The organism is Methylobacterium nonmethylotrophicum, from assembly GCF_004745635.1.
In the GTDB taxonomy this organism is placed as follows: Bacteria; Pseudomonadota; Alphaproteobacteria; order Rhizobiales; family Beijerinckiaceae; genus Methylobacterium; species Methylobacterium nonmethylotrophicum.
Genome location: NZ_SRLB01000011.1, coordinates 65,261 through 80,351 on the forward strand (window position 1 = coordinate 65,261; position 15,091 = coordinate 80,351).

Below are 15,091 nucleotides of genomic sequence, written 5' to 3' on the forward strand. Positions count from 1 at the left end.
GGTGGTGCAGAAGGCACCGCTGAGCTCAACGCGGCACCACCCCCACCCCTAACCCCTCCCCACAAGGGGGAGGGGAAAAGCCCGTTTGCCACCGAGTTCCATGCCCACAGCCCTCGCCCTCTCGCCCCATCTCGACGATGCCGCCTTCTCCTGCGGCGGCACCCTGGCGCAGCTCGCGGCCGGGGGGTGGCGGGTGGTGATGGTGACCCTGCTCACCGCGAGCGTGCCCGAGCCCACCGGCTTCGCGCTCGCCTGCCAGCTCGACAAGGGGCTGGGACCCGAGGTCGACTACATGGCGCTGCGTCGCGACGAGGACCGGGCGGCGGCGGCGGCTCTGGGCCTCCACGCGCCGGTCCACGTCGCGCTCCGGGAAGCGCCGCATCGGGGCTACGCCTCGGCCCCGGAGCTCTTCGCAGAGACCCGGCCCGACGACACGCTCGCGGACGACCTCGTCCCCGTGCTGGCCCGCCTGATGGCGGAGGCCTCGCCCGACCTGCTGCTGGCCCCGCAAGGTGTGGGCGGCCACGTCGATCACGTCCAGCTGGTCCGCGCGCTCACGGCCCACTCCCCGGCCTGCCCGGTGCTGTGGTGGCGCGACTTCCCCTACACCGTGCGCCACCCTGACCCGAAGGAGCCGTTCCGCGACGCCCTCGCGGACCTGCCCACGATCATCGTGCGGCTGTCCCCGGACGAGGAGGCGGCCAAGCACGCCGCCTGCGCGGCCTATGCGAGCCAGATCGGCTTCCAGTTCGGCGGCCCCGCCGGCCTCGCCGACCGCCTCGCCGCCGAGGGCGCCCGCGAAACCTTCCGCCTTGCCGGCGCCCTGCCGGACGGGCTCATGCTGGCGTGAATCCGGCCGCCCCCGAGATCCTTGTCCCGAAAAGCCTGGCCGATCCCGGCGCCGTCGCAGCGCGCCACGCCCTCGTCGAAGCGAGCCCCCACCTCGCGCCCCTGCGCCGCCTCGCCGAGCGGATCCGCGCCGAGCAGGACAGGCCGGTTCCGGAGGCCGATCCGCTCGATGGCGGCGTCGCGGCCCGCCTGCTGCTGCTTCTCGAGACCCCGGGCCCGGCCACCGGCCGCACCGCTTTCGTGTCCCGCGACAACCCGACCGGCACCGCCGCCAACCTGTTCCGGTTCCTGGCCGAGGCCGGCATCCCGCGCGCCGACACCCTGATCTGGAACGCGGTGCCATGGGTGATCCACGCCCCCGGCGCCCGCAACCGAGCGCCCCGCACGGGCGAGATCCGGGCGGCGCAGGCCTACCTGCCGCCGCTGATGGCGCTGATGCCGAACCTCGCGACCGTGGTCCTGTCCGGCCGGGTCTCCCAGACGCTCGCGCCCGTCCTCGCCAAGGCGCGCCCCGGCCTGCCCGTGGTGGCGATCCCGCATCCGAGCCCGACCTACGTCTGCACCAGCCCGGAGGTGCCCCGGCGCATCGCCGCCGGACTCGCGGAGGCCCGGCGGTATCTGTCCTCCCCGGACGATCCGGGTCTCCCCGGCTGATGGGCCGGCTGCCCCATGGTCCGGCTGGTCATTCGCCGGCAGAGCGCCTACATGGCGGCTTGGCGAGCGGGGCTCGGTCGGAGTGCCGCCGGGCATTTGGAGTGCGCGAGCCTGGCCGCGACCGGCCGCAGGCTCGCGCCGGCGACCAGCGGGGTCGGACGCCGACGCGATGAACTTCGCCACGCAGGACAAGAACCTCGCGCAGGCCAGACCCCTGCGCGATGCGGGCGCCGGGGCCGAGCCGCCGCGCGACGAGGATCCGGCCGGCCAAGATCCGGGCAAGGATCCGGGCAAGGAGCCCCCGGCCCCGGAGGAGCGCCGCGCGCGCCACCGGCGCCGCTATGCCTGGATCGGCACGCTCGCGAGCGTGGTGCTGTTCGTCATCTCCCTCGGGGTGCTGGGCAAGCTCGTCTCGACCGTCACCTGGGCGGACCTGCGGGCGGCCTTCCTGGCCGCCACCCCGGAGCAGGTCGGGCTCGCCATCCTGCTCGTCGCGGTGAGCTACCTCTTCCTCACCTGCTACGATGCCCTGGCGTTGCGCCAGCTCAAGCTCAAGGTGCCCTACCGCACCACCGCGCTCGCCTCCTTCACCAGCTACGCGGTGAGCTTCAACCTCGGCTTCCCGCTGCTGACCGCCGGCACGGTGCGCTACTGGATCTATTCCGGGCAAGGCCTCAGCCCCGGGCGCATCGCGGCGCTCACCATCGTGGCCGGCTTCACCTTCTGGCTCGGCATGGGGGCGGTGCTCGGAATCAGCCTCATCCGCGAGGCCGACCCGCTCTCGCACCTCACCTATACGAGCCCGCTTCTGAACCAGGGGGTCGGGGTCGCGACGCTGGCGGCGGTCGTCGCCTACCTCGCCTGGGTCACGGTCAAGCGTCGCAGCGTCAAGGTGCGGGGCTGGCGCCTGGAACTGCCGGGCCTCAAGCTCTCCTTGAGCCAGATGCTCGTCGGCGCCGGCGACGTCTGCGCGGCGGCCGGTGTGCTCTACGTGCTGCTGCCGGCCGGCCACGGCGTCAGCTTCGAGACCTTCGTGGCGATCTACGTGCTCGCGGCGATGCTCGGCATCGCCAGCCACGCGCCGGGCGGGCTCGGGGTGTTCGAGGCCACGGTGCTGCTGGCGCTCTCCGGCCTGCCGCGGGAATCGGTGCTCGGCGCGCTGCTGCTGTTCCGGGTCTGCTACTACTTGGTGCCGTTCGTGGTGGCGCTCGCCGCACTCGGCGCCTATGAGATCGCCAAGCGGGCGCGCCTCACCCCGCGGGAGGCGCCCGACGATGATGCCGCCGAGAGCGACCCGACGCCCTGACGCCGGCGATCCGCTCGACCCGCCGGACGCCCCGGCCGCCATGACGCCCTTCCTGCCCGCGGCCGCCGGGACGCTCTCCTCCGCCCGGCGCGCCGCCTGGCGGGGCGCACTCTGCGCCGTGGCGGTGTTCGTGGCCGGGCTCGCCTGGCACCACGGGCTCGACCTCGGCACCGTGTTCCTCGGGATCCTCGCCCTCCTGGTCGGCGGCCTCGCGGCGGCACCGCGCCGGGGCGAGCCGGTGCCGCGCTCCGACGCGCCGCCGGGCCGGAGCCGCCACGGCCTCGCCGAGGCGCTGCTCGCCAACATCCCCGACCCGGTGATCCTGATCGACCGCCGCGCCCTGGTGATCGAGGCCAACGATGCCGCCCGGGCGCTGCTGCCGTCCTTACGCCCCCGCCACCCGCTCTCCTTCTCGCTCCGCGACCCCGACGTGCTCGACGGCATCGAGACCGTGCTGCGCACCGGCGAGCCCCTGAAGACCCAGTATTCCCCCCGGGTGCCGACCGAACGCACCTTCGAGGTGCAGATCGGCGCGATGCAGGGCGGCGAGGCCGGGCGGGCCGGGCCGAACGTCGTGCTCTTCCTGCGCGACCTCACCTCGGCCCAGCGCCTCGAGACGATGCGGGTCGATTTCGTCGCCAATGCCAGCCACGAGCTGCGCACGCCGCTCGCCTCGCTCCTGGGCTTCATCGAGACCCTGCAGGGCCCGGCCCGGGACGACGCCAGGGCGCGCGAGCGCTTCCTCGGCATCATGCGGGTCCAGGCCCTGCGGATGACGCGGCTGATCGACGACCTCCTGTCGCTCTCCCGCATCGAGCTGCGCGCCCACGTGGCGCCGACCGAGGTGGTGGATGTCGGCCCGCTCGCCCGCCAGATCGCCGATGCGCTCGGCGTCCTCGCCCGCGAGCGCGGCGTCGCCATCACGCTCGACGCCGAGCCGGGGCCGCAGCGCATCCTCGGCGACCGCGACGAGATCCTGCGGGTGATCGAGAACCTGGTCGAGAACGCCGTGAAGTATGGCGGCGACGGCGGCCGGGTCGAGATCCGGCTCGCCCGCATCCCGGCGGAGGAGAGCCGGCCGCCCCAGGTCGAGATCGCGGTGCGCGACGAGGGCCCGGGCATCGCGCCCGAGCACCTGCCGCGCCTGACCGAGCGCTTCTACCGGGTCGACGCCGCGTCCAGCCGCCAGCAGGGCGGCACGGGCCTCGGCCTCGCCATCGTCAAGCACATCCTCAACCGCCACCGCGGCCGGCTGGTGATCGAGAGCACCCCGGGGGAGGGCGCGACCTTCCGGGCCCTGATCCCGGCCCATGGCGGAACCGATCAGGGGCAGGCGACGAGCAGGCGCCCGGTATAGTCGGCGGCGGTCGCGGCGGCGGCGCCCGGCGTGCCGGTGGCCTCCGCGTCGGGGATCAGCTGCTCGCCCTCCTGCGCCTGCCGGGCCGGGCGGGTGAGCTTCAGCACGCAGTCGGTGTTGCCCGACAGCGTGACGGGATCCCCCGGCGGAAGCCCGAAGGCGACGTAGAAGTCCGGATCGTCGAAGCTCACCACGAGGGTGCGCACCGGGCCGGCGGGCCCTTGCGGCACCAGGGTGAAGTCGAGGGTGAGGCGGCCGCCCGAAAAACGCGCCTTCGGCGACGGCCCGCCCTTGAGCGCCAGCGGGCGCCCGTTGAGCTTTCCTTGCGTGAAGAACGCGGTCTCGGCCATCGCCTCCAGGCGCTCGGCGGCCATCGCGTCGAGCTTTCCCTGGTCCGGCACGCCGTCGCGCTTCGAATCGAGGTTCAGCACCGCGAAGGCGGAGTATTCCGGGTCGAAGGTCCAGGATTCGCGGATCGCCACCAGGTTGCGCTTGCCGTCCAGCACCAGCTCGGCCCGGGCCTGCACCCAGACGTGCGGATGCGCCAGCGCCGCCCCCGCCCCGCCGCACAGCACCGCCACAGCCGCCAGACACCGCCCGATCATCGCCCGCTCCCGCTCAAGGTCGGCGCTGTGGGCGGAGAGCACGGCGAAACCATGTTCGTGACGCAACGCCCAGCTCCGATCCCAGGCGTGTCGCGCCGCCGCCCCGCACCCCACATCAGGCCCGGGAGACCGCACCATGACCGCACCCGCCCGCCGCCTCACCCTGCCCGTCGAGGGCATGACCTGCGCCTCCTGCACCGGCCGCGTCGAGCGGGTGTTGAAGCGCGTGCCCGGCGTGCAGGCGGTGGCGGTCAACCTCGCGACCGGCCGCGCCACCCTCGACCTCACCCCCGACAACGACCCGGTCGCCCTGGCCGAGGCGGTCGAGGGCGCCGGCTACACCGTGCCGGAGGCGGTGAGCGAGCTCGCGGTCGAGGGCATGACCTGCGCGTCCTGCACCGGCCGGGTCGAGCGGGCGCTGAGAGCCGTGCCCGGCGTGCGCGAGGCGAGCGCCAACCTCGCCACCGGCCGGGTCACCGTGCGCCACCCCGACGGCCTCGTGTCCGTCGGCGCCCTGGCCGAGGCGGTGCGGGAGGCCGGCTACGAGCCCCGCCCGGTGCAGGAGGCGCAGGCGCAAGCGCCGGCGGCCCCCCGCGAGACCGAGGCGCTGACTCGCGACCTCATCCTCGCCGCCCTCCTCTCGCTCCCGGTCGTGGTGCTCGACATGGGCGCCCACCTCGGCCTGGGCGACCACTCGGGCCACGGCCTCCTGCCCGCGGGCTGGAGCGCCGGCCTCCAGGCCGTGCTCGCCACCCTGGTGCTGGCCGGGCCCGGCCGGCGCTTCTTCGCCCGCGGCCTGCCGGGCCTGGTGCGCGGCCATCCGGACATGAATGCGCTCGTGGCCCTCGGCGCCGGCGCCGCCTACCTCTACTCGCTCGTCGCGACGCTGGCGCCAGGCCTGCTGCCGGCGGGCGCGGCCCACATCTACTTCGAGGCCTCGGTCCTCATCGTCACCCTGATCCTGCTCGGGCGCAGCTTGGAGGCGCGGGCCCGGGGCCGCACGGGTGCTGCGGTCGCGCGCCTCGTGGGCCTGGCGCCGAAGACCGCGCTCCTCCTGCGCAACGGCGCCGAGACCGAGGTGCCGGCAGCCGAGCTGAGGGTCGGCGACCGCGTCCGCGTCCGCCCCGGCGAGCGCCTGCCGGCGGACGGCCGGGTGGTCGAGGGCACCTCCCGCGTCGACGAGAGCATGCTGACCGGCGAGCCGGTGCCGGTGGCCAAGAACCCGGGCGATCTCGTCACCGGCGGCACCGTCAACGGCACCGGGGCGCTCGATGTGGCGGTCGAGCGGGTCGGGGCCGACACGGCGCTCGCCCAGATCGTCCGCATGGTCGAGGCGGCGCAGGGCGCCAAGCTGCCGATCCAGGCGCTCGCCGACCGGGTCACCGCCCGTTTCGTGCCGGCGGTGCTGGGCCTCGCCCTCCTGACCTGCCTCGCCTGGCTCGCCGTTGCGCCGTCTCCCGCCCTCGGCGAGGCCCTGGTCCACGCCGTCGCGGTGCTGATCATCGCCTGCCCCTGCGCCATGGGGCTCGCCACCCCGACCTCGATCATGGTCGGTACCGGCCGGGCGGCGGAGCGGGGCGTGCTGTTTCGCAGCGGCACGGCCCTGCAGGCGCTCGAGGACGTGCGTGTCGTCGCCTTCGACAAGACCGGCACCCTGACCGAGGGCCGCCCCCGCCTCACCGACCTGATCCCGGCCCCCGGGTTCGACCCCGACGCGGTGCTGGCCGCGGCGGCCGCGATCGAGTCCCGCTCCGAGCATCCGATCGCCCGCGCGATCGTGGCGGCCGCCACCGAGCGGGGGCTCGCCCTGCCGCCGGTGAGCGACTTCTCGGCAGTGCCGGGCCATGGGGTCACGGGGCGCGCCGGCGATCATCGGGTCGCGATCGGCGCCGCCCGCCACCTCGCCGGCCTCGACCTCGCGGGGCTCGCACCCGAGGCCGCGCGCCTCGCCGCCTTGGGCCGCTCCCCGGTCTTCGTCGCCCTCGACGGGGTGCCGGCGGCCTTGCTGGCGGTGTCCGATCCGGTCAAGCCCGGGGCGGCCGAGGCCGTGCGGGCGCTCCAGGATCAGGGCCTCGCGGTCGCCCTCGTCACCGGCGACGACCGGCGCACCGCCGAGGGCGTGGCGCGGCACCTCGGCATCGCGACGGTCCTCGCGGAGGTGCTGCCCGCGGGCAAGCGCGACGCGGTCCGGGACTTGCGCGCGCAGCACGGCCCGGTCGCCTTCGTGGGCGACGGCATCAACGACGCCCCGGCCCTCGCCGAGGCCGAGACCGGCCTCGCGCTGGGCACCGGCACCGACGTGGCGGTGGAGAGCGCCGACGTGGTGCTGATGGCCGGCGATCCCGCCACCGTCGCCGAGGCCCTGCGCCTGTCGCGGGCGGTGATGCGCAACATCCGCCAGAACCTCTTCTGGGCCTTCGCCTACAACGTGGCGCTGATCCCGGTCGCGGCCGGGGTGTTGCGGATCTTCGGCGGTCCCTCGCTGTCGCCGGTGCTGGCAGCCGGCGCCATGGCCCTGTCGAGCGTCTTCGTGGTCGGCAACGCCCTGCGGCTCAGGCGGGTGTGACGACAGGCGGACGCGACACCCTCCTGGTCATCTCGGCCCCCGTTTCGCAAGGGATTGTGAGCCTCGGCTGGTTCTTGCTCACGTTGCGTGGATCAGGCGGCAAGAACCATGCGGCGCGTCAGCAGATCGAGGCCTGCCCGTCCGCAGCACCGGCGCGTGATGAGCTTGAGCCGGTTGATCTGGCCGTTGCTCCAGGCCTGCGCAAGGGCAGCCCGGACGGCCGCGAGGTCGGCGTCCGATGCCCCTTCGGCGCCGGTTCGCGCGAAACCCGGCGATCCGAACGCCTCACGCCGCCGGCATCGCCCGCTCGATCACCCGGGCGAAGAGCGACACGCCGTAGGGGGCCGCCTGGTCGTTGAAGTCGTAGGCCGGGTGGTGCAGGCCGGCGCCCGGGCCGGTGCCGAGGAAGATGTAGGCGCCGGGGCGCGCGTTCAGCATGTAGGAGAAGTCCTCCGCGCCCATCATCGGCTGGACCGCCCGCTCCACCGCACCTTCGCCCGAGACCTCCGCCGCGACGTCGGCCATGAACATCGCCTTCTCGGGGTCGTTGGCGGTCACCGGGTAGCCGCGGCCGTAATCGACGGTCGCGGTCGCGCCGAAGGCGGCGGCGACGTTGGAGGCCACCTGGCTGATGCGCGCCTCGCAGGTGTCGCGGACGGTCTCGGAGAGCGTCCGCACCGTGCCGTTGAGGATCGCGAATTCCGGGATCACGTTGAAGGCGTCGCCGGCCCTGACCTGCGTGACCGAGATCACCGCCGAGGAGACCGGGTCGAGGGTGCGCGAGACGATCGACTGCAGGGCGGTGACGATGTGGGAGGCGACCAGCACCGGGTCGATGCAGTCGTGGGGCGCCGCCGCGTGGCCGCCCTTGCCGGTGACCCGGATGGTGATCCGGTCGGCCGCCGCCATGATCGCGCCGGGGCGGATCGCGAAGCTGCCGAGCGGCAGGCCCGGCTTGTTGTGCAGGCCGTAGACCTCCTGGATGCCGAAGCGCTCCATCAGGCCGTCCTTCAGCATCACGTCGGCGCCGCCGCCGCCCTCCTCCGCCGGCTGGAAGATGACGATCGCCGTGCCGTCGAAGTTGCGGGTCTCAGCCAGGTACTTGGCGGCCCCCAGCAGCATCGCGGTGTGGCCGTCATGGCCGCAGGCGTGCATCTTGCCCGGCACGATGGAGCTGTGAGGGACGCCGCTCGTCTCCTCGATCGGCAGCGCATCCATGTCGGCGCGCAGGCCGATCACCTTGCCCGACCCGGTGTCGCGGCCGCGGATGACGCCGACGACGCCGGTTTTCCCCAGGCCCGTCACCACCTCGTCGCAGCCGAAGGCCCGCAGCCGCTCGGCCACCAGGCCGGAGGTGCGGTCGAGGGCGAAGAGCAGTTCGGGATGCTGGTGGAAGTCGCGGCGCCAGGCCGTGATCTCGTCGGAGAGGGCGGCGACGCGGTTGATGACGGGCATGGGACGATACGCTCGTGTCGGGGCAGGAAGGGCCGTGCCGGATGCAACAGGCAGACCGGCGCGCGGTCAACCGCTTCGTAGGAGTCGCGCATGTCTCGGACCTGCACCGGGCGCATGGCCCGGGCTCCTGTTGGCCCGGGTCTTGTTAGTGCCGCACGATCGTTCCACACCCTCTCGCCGCCCGGCGAGAAGGGCCGGGACGATGCATCATTTTTCAGCAATTCGGCGTCGCCTGCGGCGCCGGAAGATGCTCTAAAGCGCTCAGATCCCCGCGGAGTGTTCCCGTCGATGTCGCCTGTGAAGTTTCGTCCGCTGCTGGCCTGCCTCGCCGCCGCCACCGCCCTCGCGGCGGGCTTGAGTGCCGCGCCGGCCTCGGCCGCCAACACCTTCCGGTTCGCCTTCCAGGGCGACCTCAAGTCCCTCGACCCGTACACTCTCAAGGAGACGTTCACGATCGCGGCGCACGGCGCGGTCTACGAATCCCTCGTCACCCGCGACAAGGACCTGAAGCTCGCGCCCGGCCTCGCCGAATCCTGGGAGACCCCGGAGCCGACCCGCTACCGCTTCAAGCTTCGCCGGAACGTCAAGTTCCACGACGGCTCGCCCTTCACCGCCGACGACGTGATCTTCTCCGCCGAGCGGGTGCGGGCGCCGGGCTCGAACTTCCAGACCAACGTGCCGGCGGACGCCACCTTCGTGAAGGTGGACGACCACACCGTCGACATGGTGCTGAAGAATCCCAACCCCATCGCCCTGTACCAGTTCGGCGGCTGGTACATCATGTCGAAGGCCTGGGCCGAGAAGCACGACGCGACGAAGCCCACCCCGGTCTCGGCCACGACCCCGAGCTACGCCGCGCTCCACGAGAACGGCACCGGCCCCTTCACCATCACCGAGCACCAGCCCGGCGTGCGCACGGTGTTCAAGAAGTTCGACGGCTACTGGGGCAAGGTCGAGTCGAACATCGACGAGGCGGTCTTCACCACGATCAGCAACGACGCCACCCGCGTCGCCGCGCTCCTCTCCGGCGAGGTCGACTGGGTCGATCCGGTGCCGCTGCAGGACCAGAGCCGCGTCAGCTCCAGCGCCAACGCCGTGGTTGTGAACGCGCCCGAGCTGCGCACGATCTATCTCGGCATGGACCAGACCAGCGATGAGCTGCGCGGCTCCAACGTCAAGGGCAAGAACCCGTTCAAGGACGTGCGGGTGCGCGAGGCGTTCTTCCGCGCCATCGACGAGGACGCGATCGTCAAGCGCGTGATGCGCGGCCAGGCCGCCGCCGCCGCCCTGCTGATCGCCCCGCCGCTCTTCCCGCTCGCCGGCGAGTTCAAGCGCCCGGCCTACGACCCGAACAAGGCCAAGGCGCTGCTCGCCGAGGCCGGCTATCCCAACGGCTTCGAGGTGCCGCTCGACTGCCCGAACGACCGCTACGTGAACGACGAGGCGATCTGCCAAGCCATCACCTCGATGCTCGCCCGCGTCGGCGTCAAGGTGAACCTGCTGGCCCAGCCCAAGGCGAAGTACTTCGCCAAGATCCTCAAGCCGGCCTACGACACCTCGTTCTACCTGCTCGGGTGGACGCCGTCGTCGATGGACTCGCACAACATCCTGTACGAGATCACCGGCTGCCGGACCGACAAGGCCTCGCCGCGCGGCACCACCAACCTCGGGAACTACTGCAACCCGAAGGTCGATGCGCTCGCCGACAAGATCGAGCGCGAGACCGACCAGGAGGCCCGCAACCTGATGATCAAGCAGGCCTACGACATCGTCATGAATGACTGGGGCTACATCCCGCTGCACCAGCAGGCCCTGGCCTGGGGCGTGTCGAAGAAGGTCAAGCTGGTGCCCCGCGCCGACAACCAGATGATGCTGTACTGGGTGTCGAAGGAGCCGTGATCTTTTGAGCAGCGCTTTCTAGGACGAGCGCTTCCCCTCCCCCTTGTGGGGAGGGGCTAGGGGTGGGGGTGGTAGCCGCGTAGAGCGCGAGCTTCATCCGGCACCACCCCCACCTCCAGCTCCTCCCCACAAGCTTGAGCGATCTCGGGCAAGCCCGAGATCGCCTGGGGAGGAGAGGCGCTCTTTTTACAAACGGAAGCCGGGGAAATACCTCGGACCACACCAACACAAGAAAAACCTCATGCTCGCCTTCATTCTCCGCCGCCTGCTGCAATCCGTCGGGGTGCTGCTGGCGGTCGGGCTGATCGCCTTCGCGATGTTCCGCTTCGCGGGCGATCCGGTGAACCAGCTGGTCGCGCCGGACACGCCCTATGCCGAGCGGCTGCAGATCCGCCAGAGCCTCGGCCTCGACGACCCGGTGCTGGTGCAGTTCGCCCGCTACGCCGGCAACGCCGTGCGCGGCCAGTTCGGCAACTCGTACCAGTTCCGCCAGCCGGTCTCGACGCTGCTCGCCGAGCGCATGCCCGCGACCCTCGAACTCGCGCTCTGCGCCACCCTGTTCGCGCTCACCGCCGGCATCCTGATGGGGGTCTACTCGGCGCTCCACCGCGACAGCGTCGGGGCGAAGCTCCTGCAGGCGATCTCGCTCGTCGGCGTGTCGCTGCCGACCTTCCTGATCGGCATCCTGCTCATCTTCCTGTTCTCGGTCACCCTCGGCTGGCTGCCGTCCTACGGCCGCGGCGACACCGTGCGGCTCGGCTGGTGGACCACCGGGTTCCTGACGGCGTCGGGCTGGAAGGCCCTGATCCTGCCCTCGATCACGCTGGGGCTGTTCCAGATGACGCTGATCATGCGCCTCGTCCGGGCCGAGATGCTGGAGGTCCTGCGCACCGACTACATCCGCTTCGCGCGGGCCCGCGGCCTCACCACCCGCTCGATCCATTTCGGCCACGCGCTCAAGAACACGCTGGTCCCGGTGATCACCGTGGCGGGCCTGCAGCTCGGCTCGATCATCGCCTTCTCGATCATCACCGAGACGGTCTTCCAGTGGCCCGGCATGGGCCTCCTGTTCGTGCAGGCGGTGCAGAACGTCGACGTGCCGATCATGGCCGCCTACCTGCTGCTCGTCGCCCTCATCTTCGTGTCGATCAACCTCGTGGTCGACCTCCTCTACACCATCGTCGACCCGCGCCTGCGCCTCTCGGTGCGGCGGGCGGCGTGAGAGATCGCCCCAGAGATCGCCCCATGGCCTCCCCCGCTCCCGCGCCGGCGCTGATCGTCGAGGCGCCGCCCTCGCGCCTCGCGCGCTTCCTCGATTCCGACCTCCTGGCCAATTTCCGGCGCTCGAAGCTCGCGATCGCGGCCTTCCTGGCGACGGTGCTGTTCATCGCGCTCGCGCTCCTCGCCCCCGTCATCTCGCCGCAGAACCCCTACGACCCGGCGCAGCTCGAGCTGATCAACGCCAGCCTGCCGCCGCTCTGGTACGCCGACGGCCAGGCGCCGTTCCTGATCGGCACCGACGACCAGGGCCGCGACGTGCTCTCGGCGGTGTTCTACGGCATGCGCCTGTCGCTCCTCGTCGGGGTGCTCGGCGTGCTGCTCTCCGGGTTCATCGGCATCGGCCTCGGGCTGATCGCGGGCTATGCCGGCGGTTGGGTCGACACGATCATCATGCGCGTCGCCGACGTGCAGCTCACCTTCCCGGCGATCCTGATCGCGCTCATCGTCGACGGCGTCGCCAAGGCGGTGGCCGGCGGCCACATGGAGGCGAACGCGCAGATCGCGCTCATCGTCGTGGCGATCGGCCTGTCGTTCTGGGTCCAGTACGCCCGCACCGTGCGCGGCTCGGTGATGGTCGAGAAGAACAAGGACTACGTCCAGGCCGGCCGGCTCATCGGGCTCTCGGCCCCGGTGATCCTCACCCGCCACATCCTGCCGAACGTCACCGGCCCGGTCTTCGTCATCGCCACCATCAACCTGGCGCTCGCCATCATCACCGAGGCGACGCTGTCCTTCCTCGGCACCGGCCTGCCGGAGACGATGCCGTCGCTCGGCACGCTCATCCGCACCGGCAACCGCTTCCTGTTCTCGGGCGAGTGGTGGATCGTCGCCTTCCCGGGCTTCGCGCTCGCGGGCCTGGTGCTGGCGATCAACCTGCTCGGCGACTGGCTGCGCGACGCCCTGAACCCCAAGTTGCAGTAGACACCATGACCCAACCCGTCCTCTCGGTGCGCGACCTGCGGGTCGAGTTCGCCACCCGCCGCGGCGTGCTGACGGCGCTCGACGGCGTCTCCTTCGAGATCGCGCGCGGCGAGGTGCTCGGCGTCGTCGGCGAGTCCGGTGCCGGCAAGTCGGTGACCGGCTCGGCGGTGATCGGCCTGATCGACCCGCCCGGCCGCATCGCCGGCGGCGAGATCCTTCTGAACGGCGAGCGCATCGACAACCTGTCGCCGGAGGCGATGCGCAAGGTGCGCGGCAAGCGCATCGGCATGATCTTCCAGGACCCGCTGACCAGCCTCAACCCGCTCTACCGGGTCGGCCGGCAGATCGAGGAGACGATCCGCACCCACACCGACCTCTCGGCCAAGGCCGCCCGCCAGCGGGCGATCGACCTCCTGGCCGAGGTCGGCATCCCGGCGCCGGAGCGGCGCATCGACGGCTTCCCGCACGAGTTCTCCGGCGGCATGCGCCAGCGCGTCGTCATCGCGCTGGCGCTCGCCGCCGAGCCGGAGCTGATCATCGCCGACGAGCCGACGACGGCGCTGGACGTCTCGGTCCAGGCCCAGATCATCACGCTCCTGAAGCGCCTCGGGCGCGACCACGGCACCGCCGTGATGCTGATCACCCACGACATGGGGGTGATCGCCGAGGCCGCCGACCGCGTCGCGGTGATGTATGCCGGCCGCGTCGCCGAGATCGGCCCGGTGGCGGCCCTCGTGGGCGATCCGCTCCACCCCTACGCCAAGGGCCTGATGGGGGCGATTCCCTCCCTGTCGCACGAGGCCGACCGCCTGGCCCAGATCCCCGGCGCGATGCCGCGGCTCTCGGCGATCCCGCCCGGCTGCGCCTTCAACCCGCGCTGCCCCAAGGTCTTTGCCCGCTGCACGGTCGACCGGCCCGAGCCCCTGGTCGTCGGCTCGCACCGGGTGGCCTGCCACCTCTACGACGCGTCCGGACAGGCCGCCGCATGAAGCCCCACATTGCCTTGAAGCCCGTGATGTCTCCCCAGCCCGACTACGTGCAGGTCCGCGACCTGCGCCGCCTGTTCGACGTCTCCCGCCCCTGGCTCAACCGGGTGATCGAGCGCCAGCCGCGCCAGTATCTCCGCGCCGTCGACAACGTGTCCTTCTCCGTCGCCAAGGGCGAGACGCTGGCGATCGTCGGCGAATCCGGCTCCGGCAAGTCGACGGTCGCCCGCATGGTGGTCGGCCTGATGCCGCCCTCCGACGGCGAGGTGACGATCAGCGGCGTCTCGATGACCGACCCGCGCCAGGCCGCCGAGCGCCGGGCCCTGCGGCGGCGCATCCAGATGATCTTCCAGGACCCCTACGCCTCGATGAACCCGCGCTGGCGGGTCGACCGGATCGTCTCCGAGCCGATCCGCGCCTTCGGGATCCTGTCCGGCGAGCGCGAGATTCAAGGACGCGTGGGCGAGCTCCTGACCCTGGTCGGCCTGCACCCGGACGACGGCAAGCGCTACCCCCACGCCTTCTCGGGCGGCCAGCGCCAGCGCATCGCCATCGCGCGGGCGCTCGCCTCCGAGGCCGAGTTCCTGGTCGCCGACGAGCCGACCTCGGCCCTCGACGTCTCGGTCCAGGCCCAGATCCTGAACCTGATGCGCGACCTGCAGGACCGGCTCGGCCTGACCTACCTGTTCATCAGCCACAACCTCGCCGTGGTGCGCCACATGGCGAACCGCATCGGCGTGATGTATCTCGGCCGCATCGTCGAGATCGGCGGCGGCCGCGAGCTCTTCACCGCCCCCAAGCACCCCTACACCCGCATGCTCCTCGACGCCGTCCCCGACCTCGCCCATGTCGGCCGCCAGCGCGTCCCGGTGCAGGGCGAGATCCCCAACCCGATCAACCCGCCGTCCGGCTGCACCTTCCACCCGCGCTGCCCGTTCGCGAATGACCGGTGTAAGGCGGAGGTGCCGGTGTTCCGGGATGGGGTGGCGTGTCATGCGGTGGAGGAAGGGCGGTTGATGCCGGGGGGTGTGGCGGCTGTGGCTTAACAACGACACAATTCATCTAGAGTGGCAGACCCAGTCGGGAATTTTGTTAACCGACAAAAAAGATCTCATCGTTCTTACGGGCGACAAATCGCTGCTCAACGGCGAGAGATTTGCTACTATATCGCGGTCACTTCTGATATAATTTCCGAATTTCTATCAGAAGTGA

At 71.8% G+C, this 15,091-nt stretch carries 12 protein-coding genes; 10 read left to right on the forward strand and 2 right to left on the reverse strand.

Translation table 11 applies throughout. The annotated features are described in order from the left end of the window. Window positions 1–100: 100 nt before the first annotated feature. The 4 genes from EU555_RS16105 to EU555_RS16120 all read left to right on the forward strand — a co-directional run bounded on the left by EU555_RS16105 (window position 101) and on the right by EU555_RS16120 (window position 4,166). Complete coding sequence (locus EU555_RS16105) at window positions 101–850, forward strand: PIG-L deacetylase family protein (protein ID WP_135415815.1); 750 nt, start codon at window positions 101–103, stop codon at window positions 848–850. Further along, a complete protein-coding gene (locus tag EU555_RS16110; RefSeq protein WP_135415817.1) occupies window positions 847–1,503 on the forward strand; it encodes a uracil-DNA glycosylase in 657 nt (218 codons plus the stop codon). Before EU555_RS16105 ends, EU555_RS16110 begins: the two co-directional genes overlap by 4 nt. A gap of 169 nt (window positions 1,504–1,672) precedes the next feature. Further along, a complete protein-coding gene (locus EU555_RS16115) occupies window positions 1,673–2,809 on the forward strand; it encodes a lysylphosphatidylglycerol synthase domain-containing protein (protein WP_135415819.1) in 1,137 nt (378 codons plus the stop codon). 40 nt (window positions 2,810–2,849) lie between these two features. Then, window positions 2,850–4,166: an ATP-binding protein gene (locus tag EU555_RS16120; protein WP_135416154.1), complete on the forward strand. Its 1,317-nt coding sequence runs from the start codon at window positions 2,850–2,852 to the stop codon at window positions 4,164–4,166. Here EU555_RS16120 and EU555_RS16125 read toward each other — a convergent pair. Then, window positions 4,133–4,837, reverse strand: a complete 705-nt coding sequence (locus EU555_RS16125) for a DUF1007 family protein (protein WP_245524329.1) — start codon at window positions 4,835–4,837, stop codon at window positions 4,133–4,135. The genes EU555_RS16120 and EU555_RS16125 overlap by 34 nt on opposite strands. Before the next feature lie 70 nt (window positions 4,838–4,907). On the opposite strand from EU555_RS16125, the gene EU555_RS16130 reads away from it, so the two are divergent. Then, complete coding sequence (locus tag EU555_RS16130; protein ID WP_135415822.1) at window positions 4,908–7,337, forward strand: heavy metal translocating P-type ATPase; 2,430 nt, start codon at window positions 4,908–4,910, stop codon at window positions 7,335–7,337. 285 nt (window positions 7,338–7,622) lie between these two features. On the opposite strand, the gene EU555_RS16135 is transcribed toward EU555_RS16130, so the two are convergent. Then, complete coding sequence (locus EU555_RS16135; protein WP_135415824.1) at window positions 7,623–8,792, reverse strand: M20 aminoacylase family protein; 1,170 nt, start codon at window positions 8,790–8,792, stop codon at window positions 7,623–7,625. 312 nt (window positions 8,793–9,104) lie between these two features. Here EU555_RS16135 and EU555_RS16140 point away from each other — a divergent pair, with 312 nt between their 5' ends. From EU555_RS16140 to EU555_RS16160, 5 genes are all read left to right on the forward strand, one after another. After that, a complete protein-coding gene (locus tag EU555_RS16140; protein ID WP_425375125.1) occupies window positions 9,105–10,691 on the forward strand; it encodes an ABC transporter substrate-binding protein in 1,587 nt (528 codons plus the stop codon). Window positions 10,692–10,932: 241 nt separating this feature from the next. Further along, on the forward strand, window positions 10,933–11,913 hold the full coding sequence (locus EU555_RS16145) for an ABC transporter permease (protein ID WP_135415827.1): 981 nt from the start codon (window positions 10,933–10,935) through the stop codon (window positions 11,911–11,913). 23 nt (window positions 11,914–11,936) lie between these two features. Continuing rightward, window positions 11,937–12,893 (forward strand): ABC transporter permease, encoded by a 957-nt coding sequence (locus tag EU555_RS16150; protein WP_135415829.1) that lies wholly within the window; start codon window positions 11,937–11,939, stop codon window positions 12,891–12,893. Window positions 12,894–12,898: 5 nt separating this feature from the next. After that, on the forward strand, window positions 12,899–13,882 hold the full coding sequence (locus EU555_RS16155; protein ID WP_135415831.1) for an ABC transporter ATP-binding protein: 984 nt from the start codon (window positions 12,899–12,901) through the stop codon (window positions 13,880–13,882). Then, window positions 13,879–14,925, forward strand: coding sequence for an ABC transporter ATP-binding protein (locus EU555_RS16160; RefSeq protein ID WP_425375120.1), 1,047 nt, complete (start codon window positions 13,879–13,881; stop codon window positions 14,923–14,925). The genes EU555_RS16155 and EU555_RS16160 overlap by 4 nt, the downstream gene beginning before the upstream one ends. Window positions 14,926–15,091: the final 166 nt, after the last annotated feature.

Coding starts and splice junctions, on each gene's coding strand:
- EU555_RS16105 (WP_135415815.1), top strand. CDS start 101: ATGCCCACAGCCCTCGCCCTCTCGCCCCATCTCGACGATGCCGCCTTC.
- EU555_RS16115 (WP_135415819.1), top strand. CDS start 1,673: ATGAACTTCGCCACGCAGGACAAGAACCTCGCGCAGGCCAGACCCCTG.
- EU555_RS16120 (WP_135416154.1), top strand. CDS start 2,850: ATGACGCCCTTCCTGCCCGCGGCCGCCGGGACGCTCTCCTCCGCCCGG.
- EU555_RS16130 (WP_135415822.1), top strand. CDS start 4,908: ATGACCGCACCCGCCCGCCGCCTCACCCTGCCCGTCGAGGGCATGACC.
- EU555_RS16135 (WP_135415824.1), bottom strand. CDS start 8,792: ATGCCCGTCATCAACCGCGTCGCCGCCCTCTCCGACGAGATCACGGCC.
- EU555_RS16145 (WP_135415827.1), top strand. CDS start 10,933: ATGCTCGCCTTCATTCTCCGCCGCCTGCTGCAATCCGTCGGGGTGCTG.
- EU555_RS16150 (WP_135415829.1), top strand. CDS start 11,937: ATGGCCTCCCCCGCTCCCGCGCCGGCGCTGATCGTCGAGGCGCCGCCC.
- EU555_RS16155 (WP_135415831.1), top strand. CDS start 12,899: ATGACCCAACCCGTCCTCTCGGTGCGCGACCTGCGGGTCGAGTTCGCC.
- EU555_RS16160 (WP_425375120.1), top strand. CDS start 13,879: ATGAAGCCCCACATTGCCTTGAAGCCCGTGATGTCTCCCCAGCCCGAC.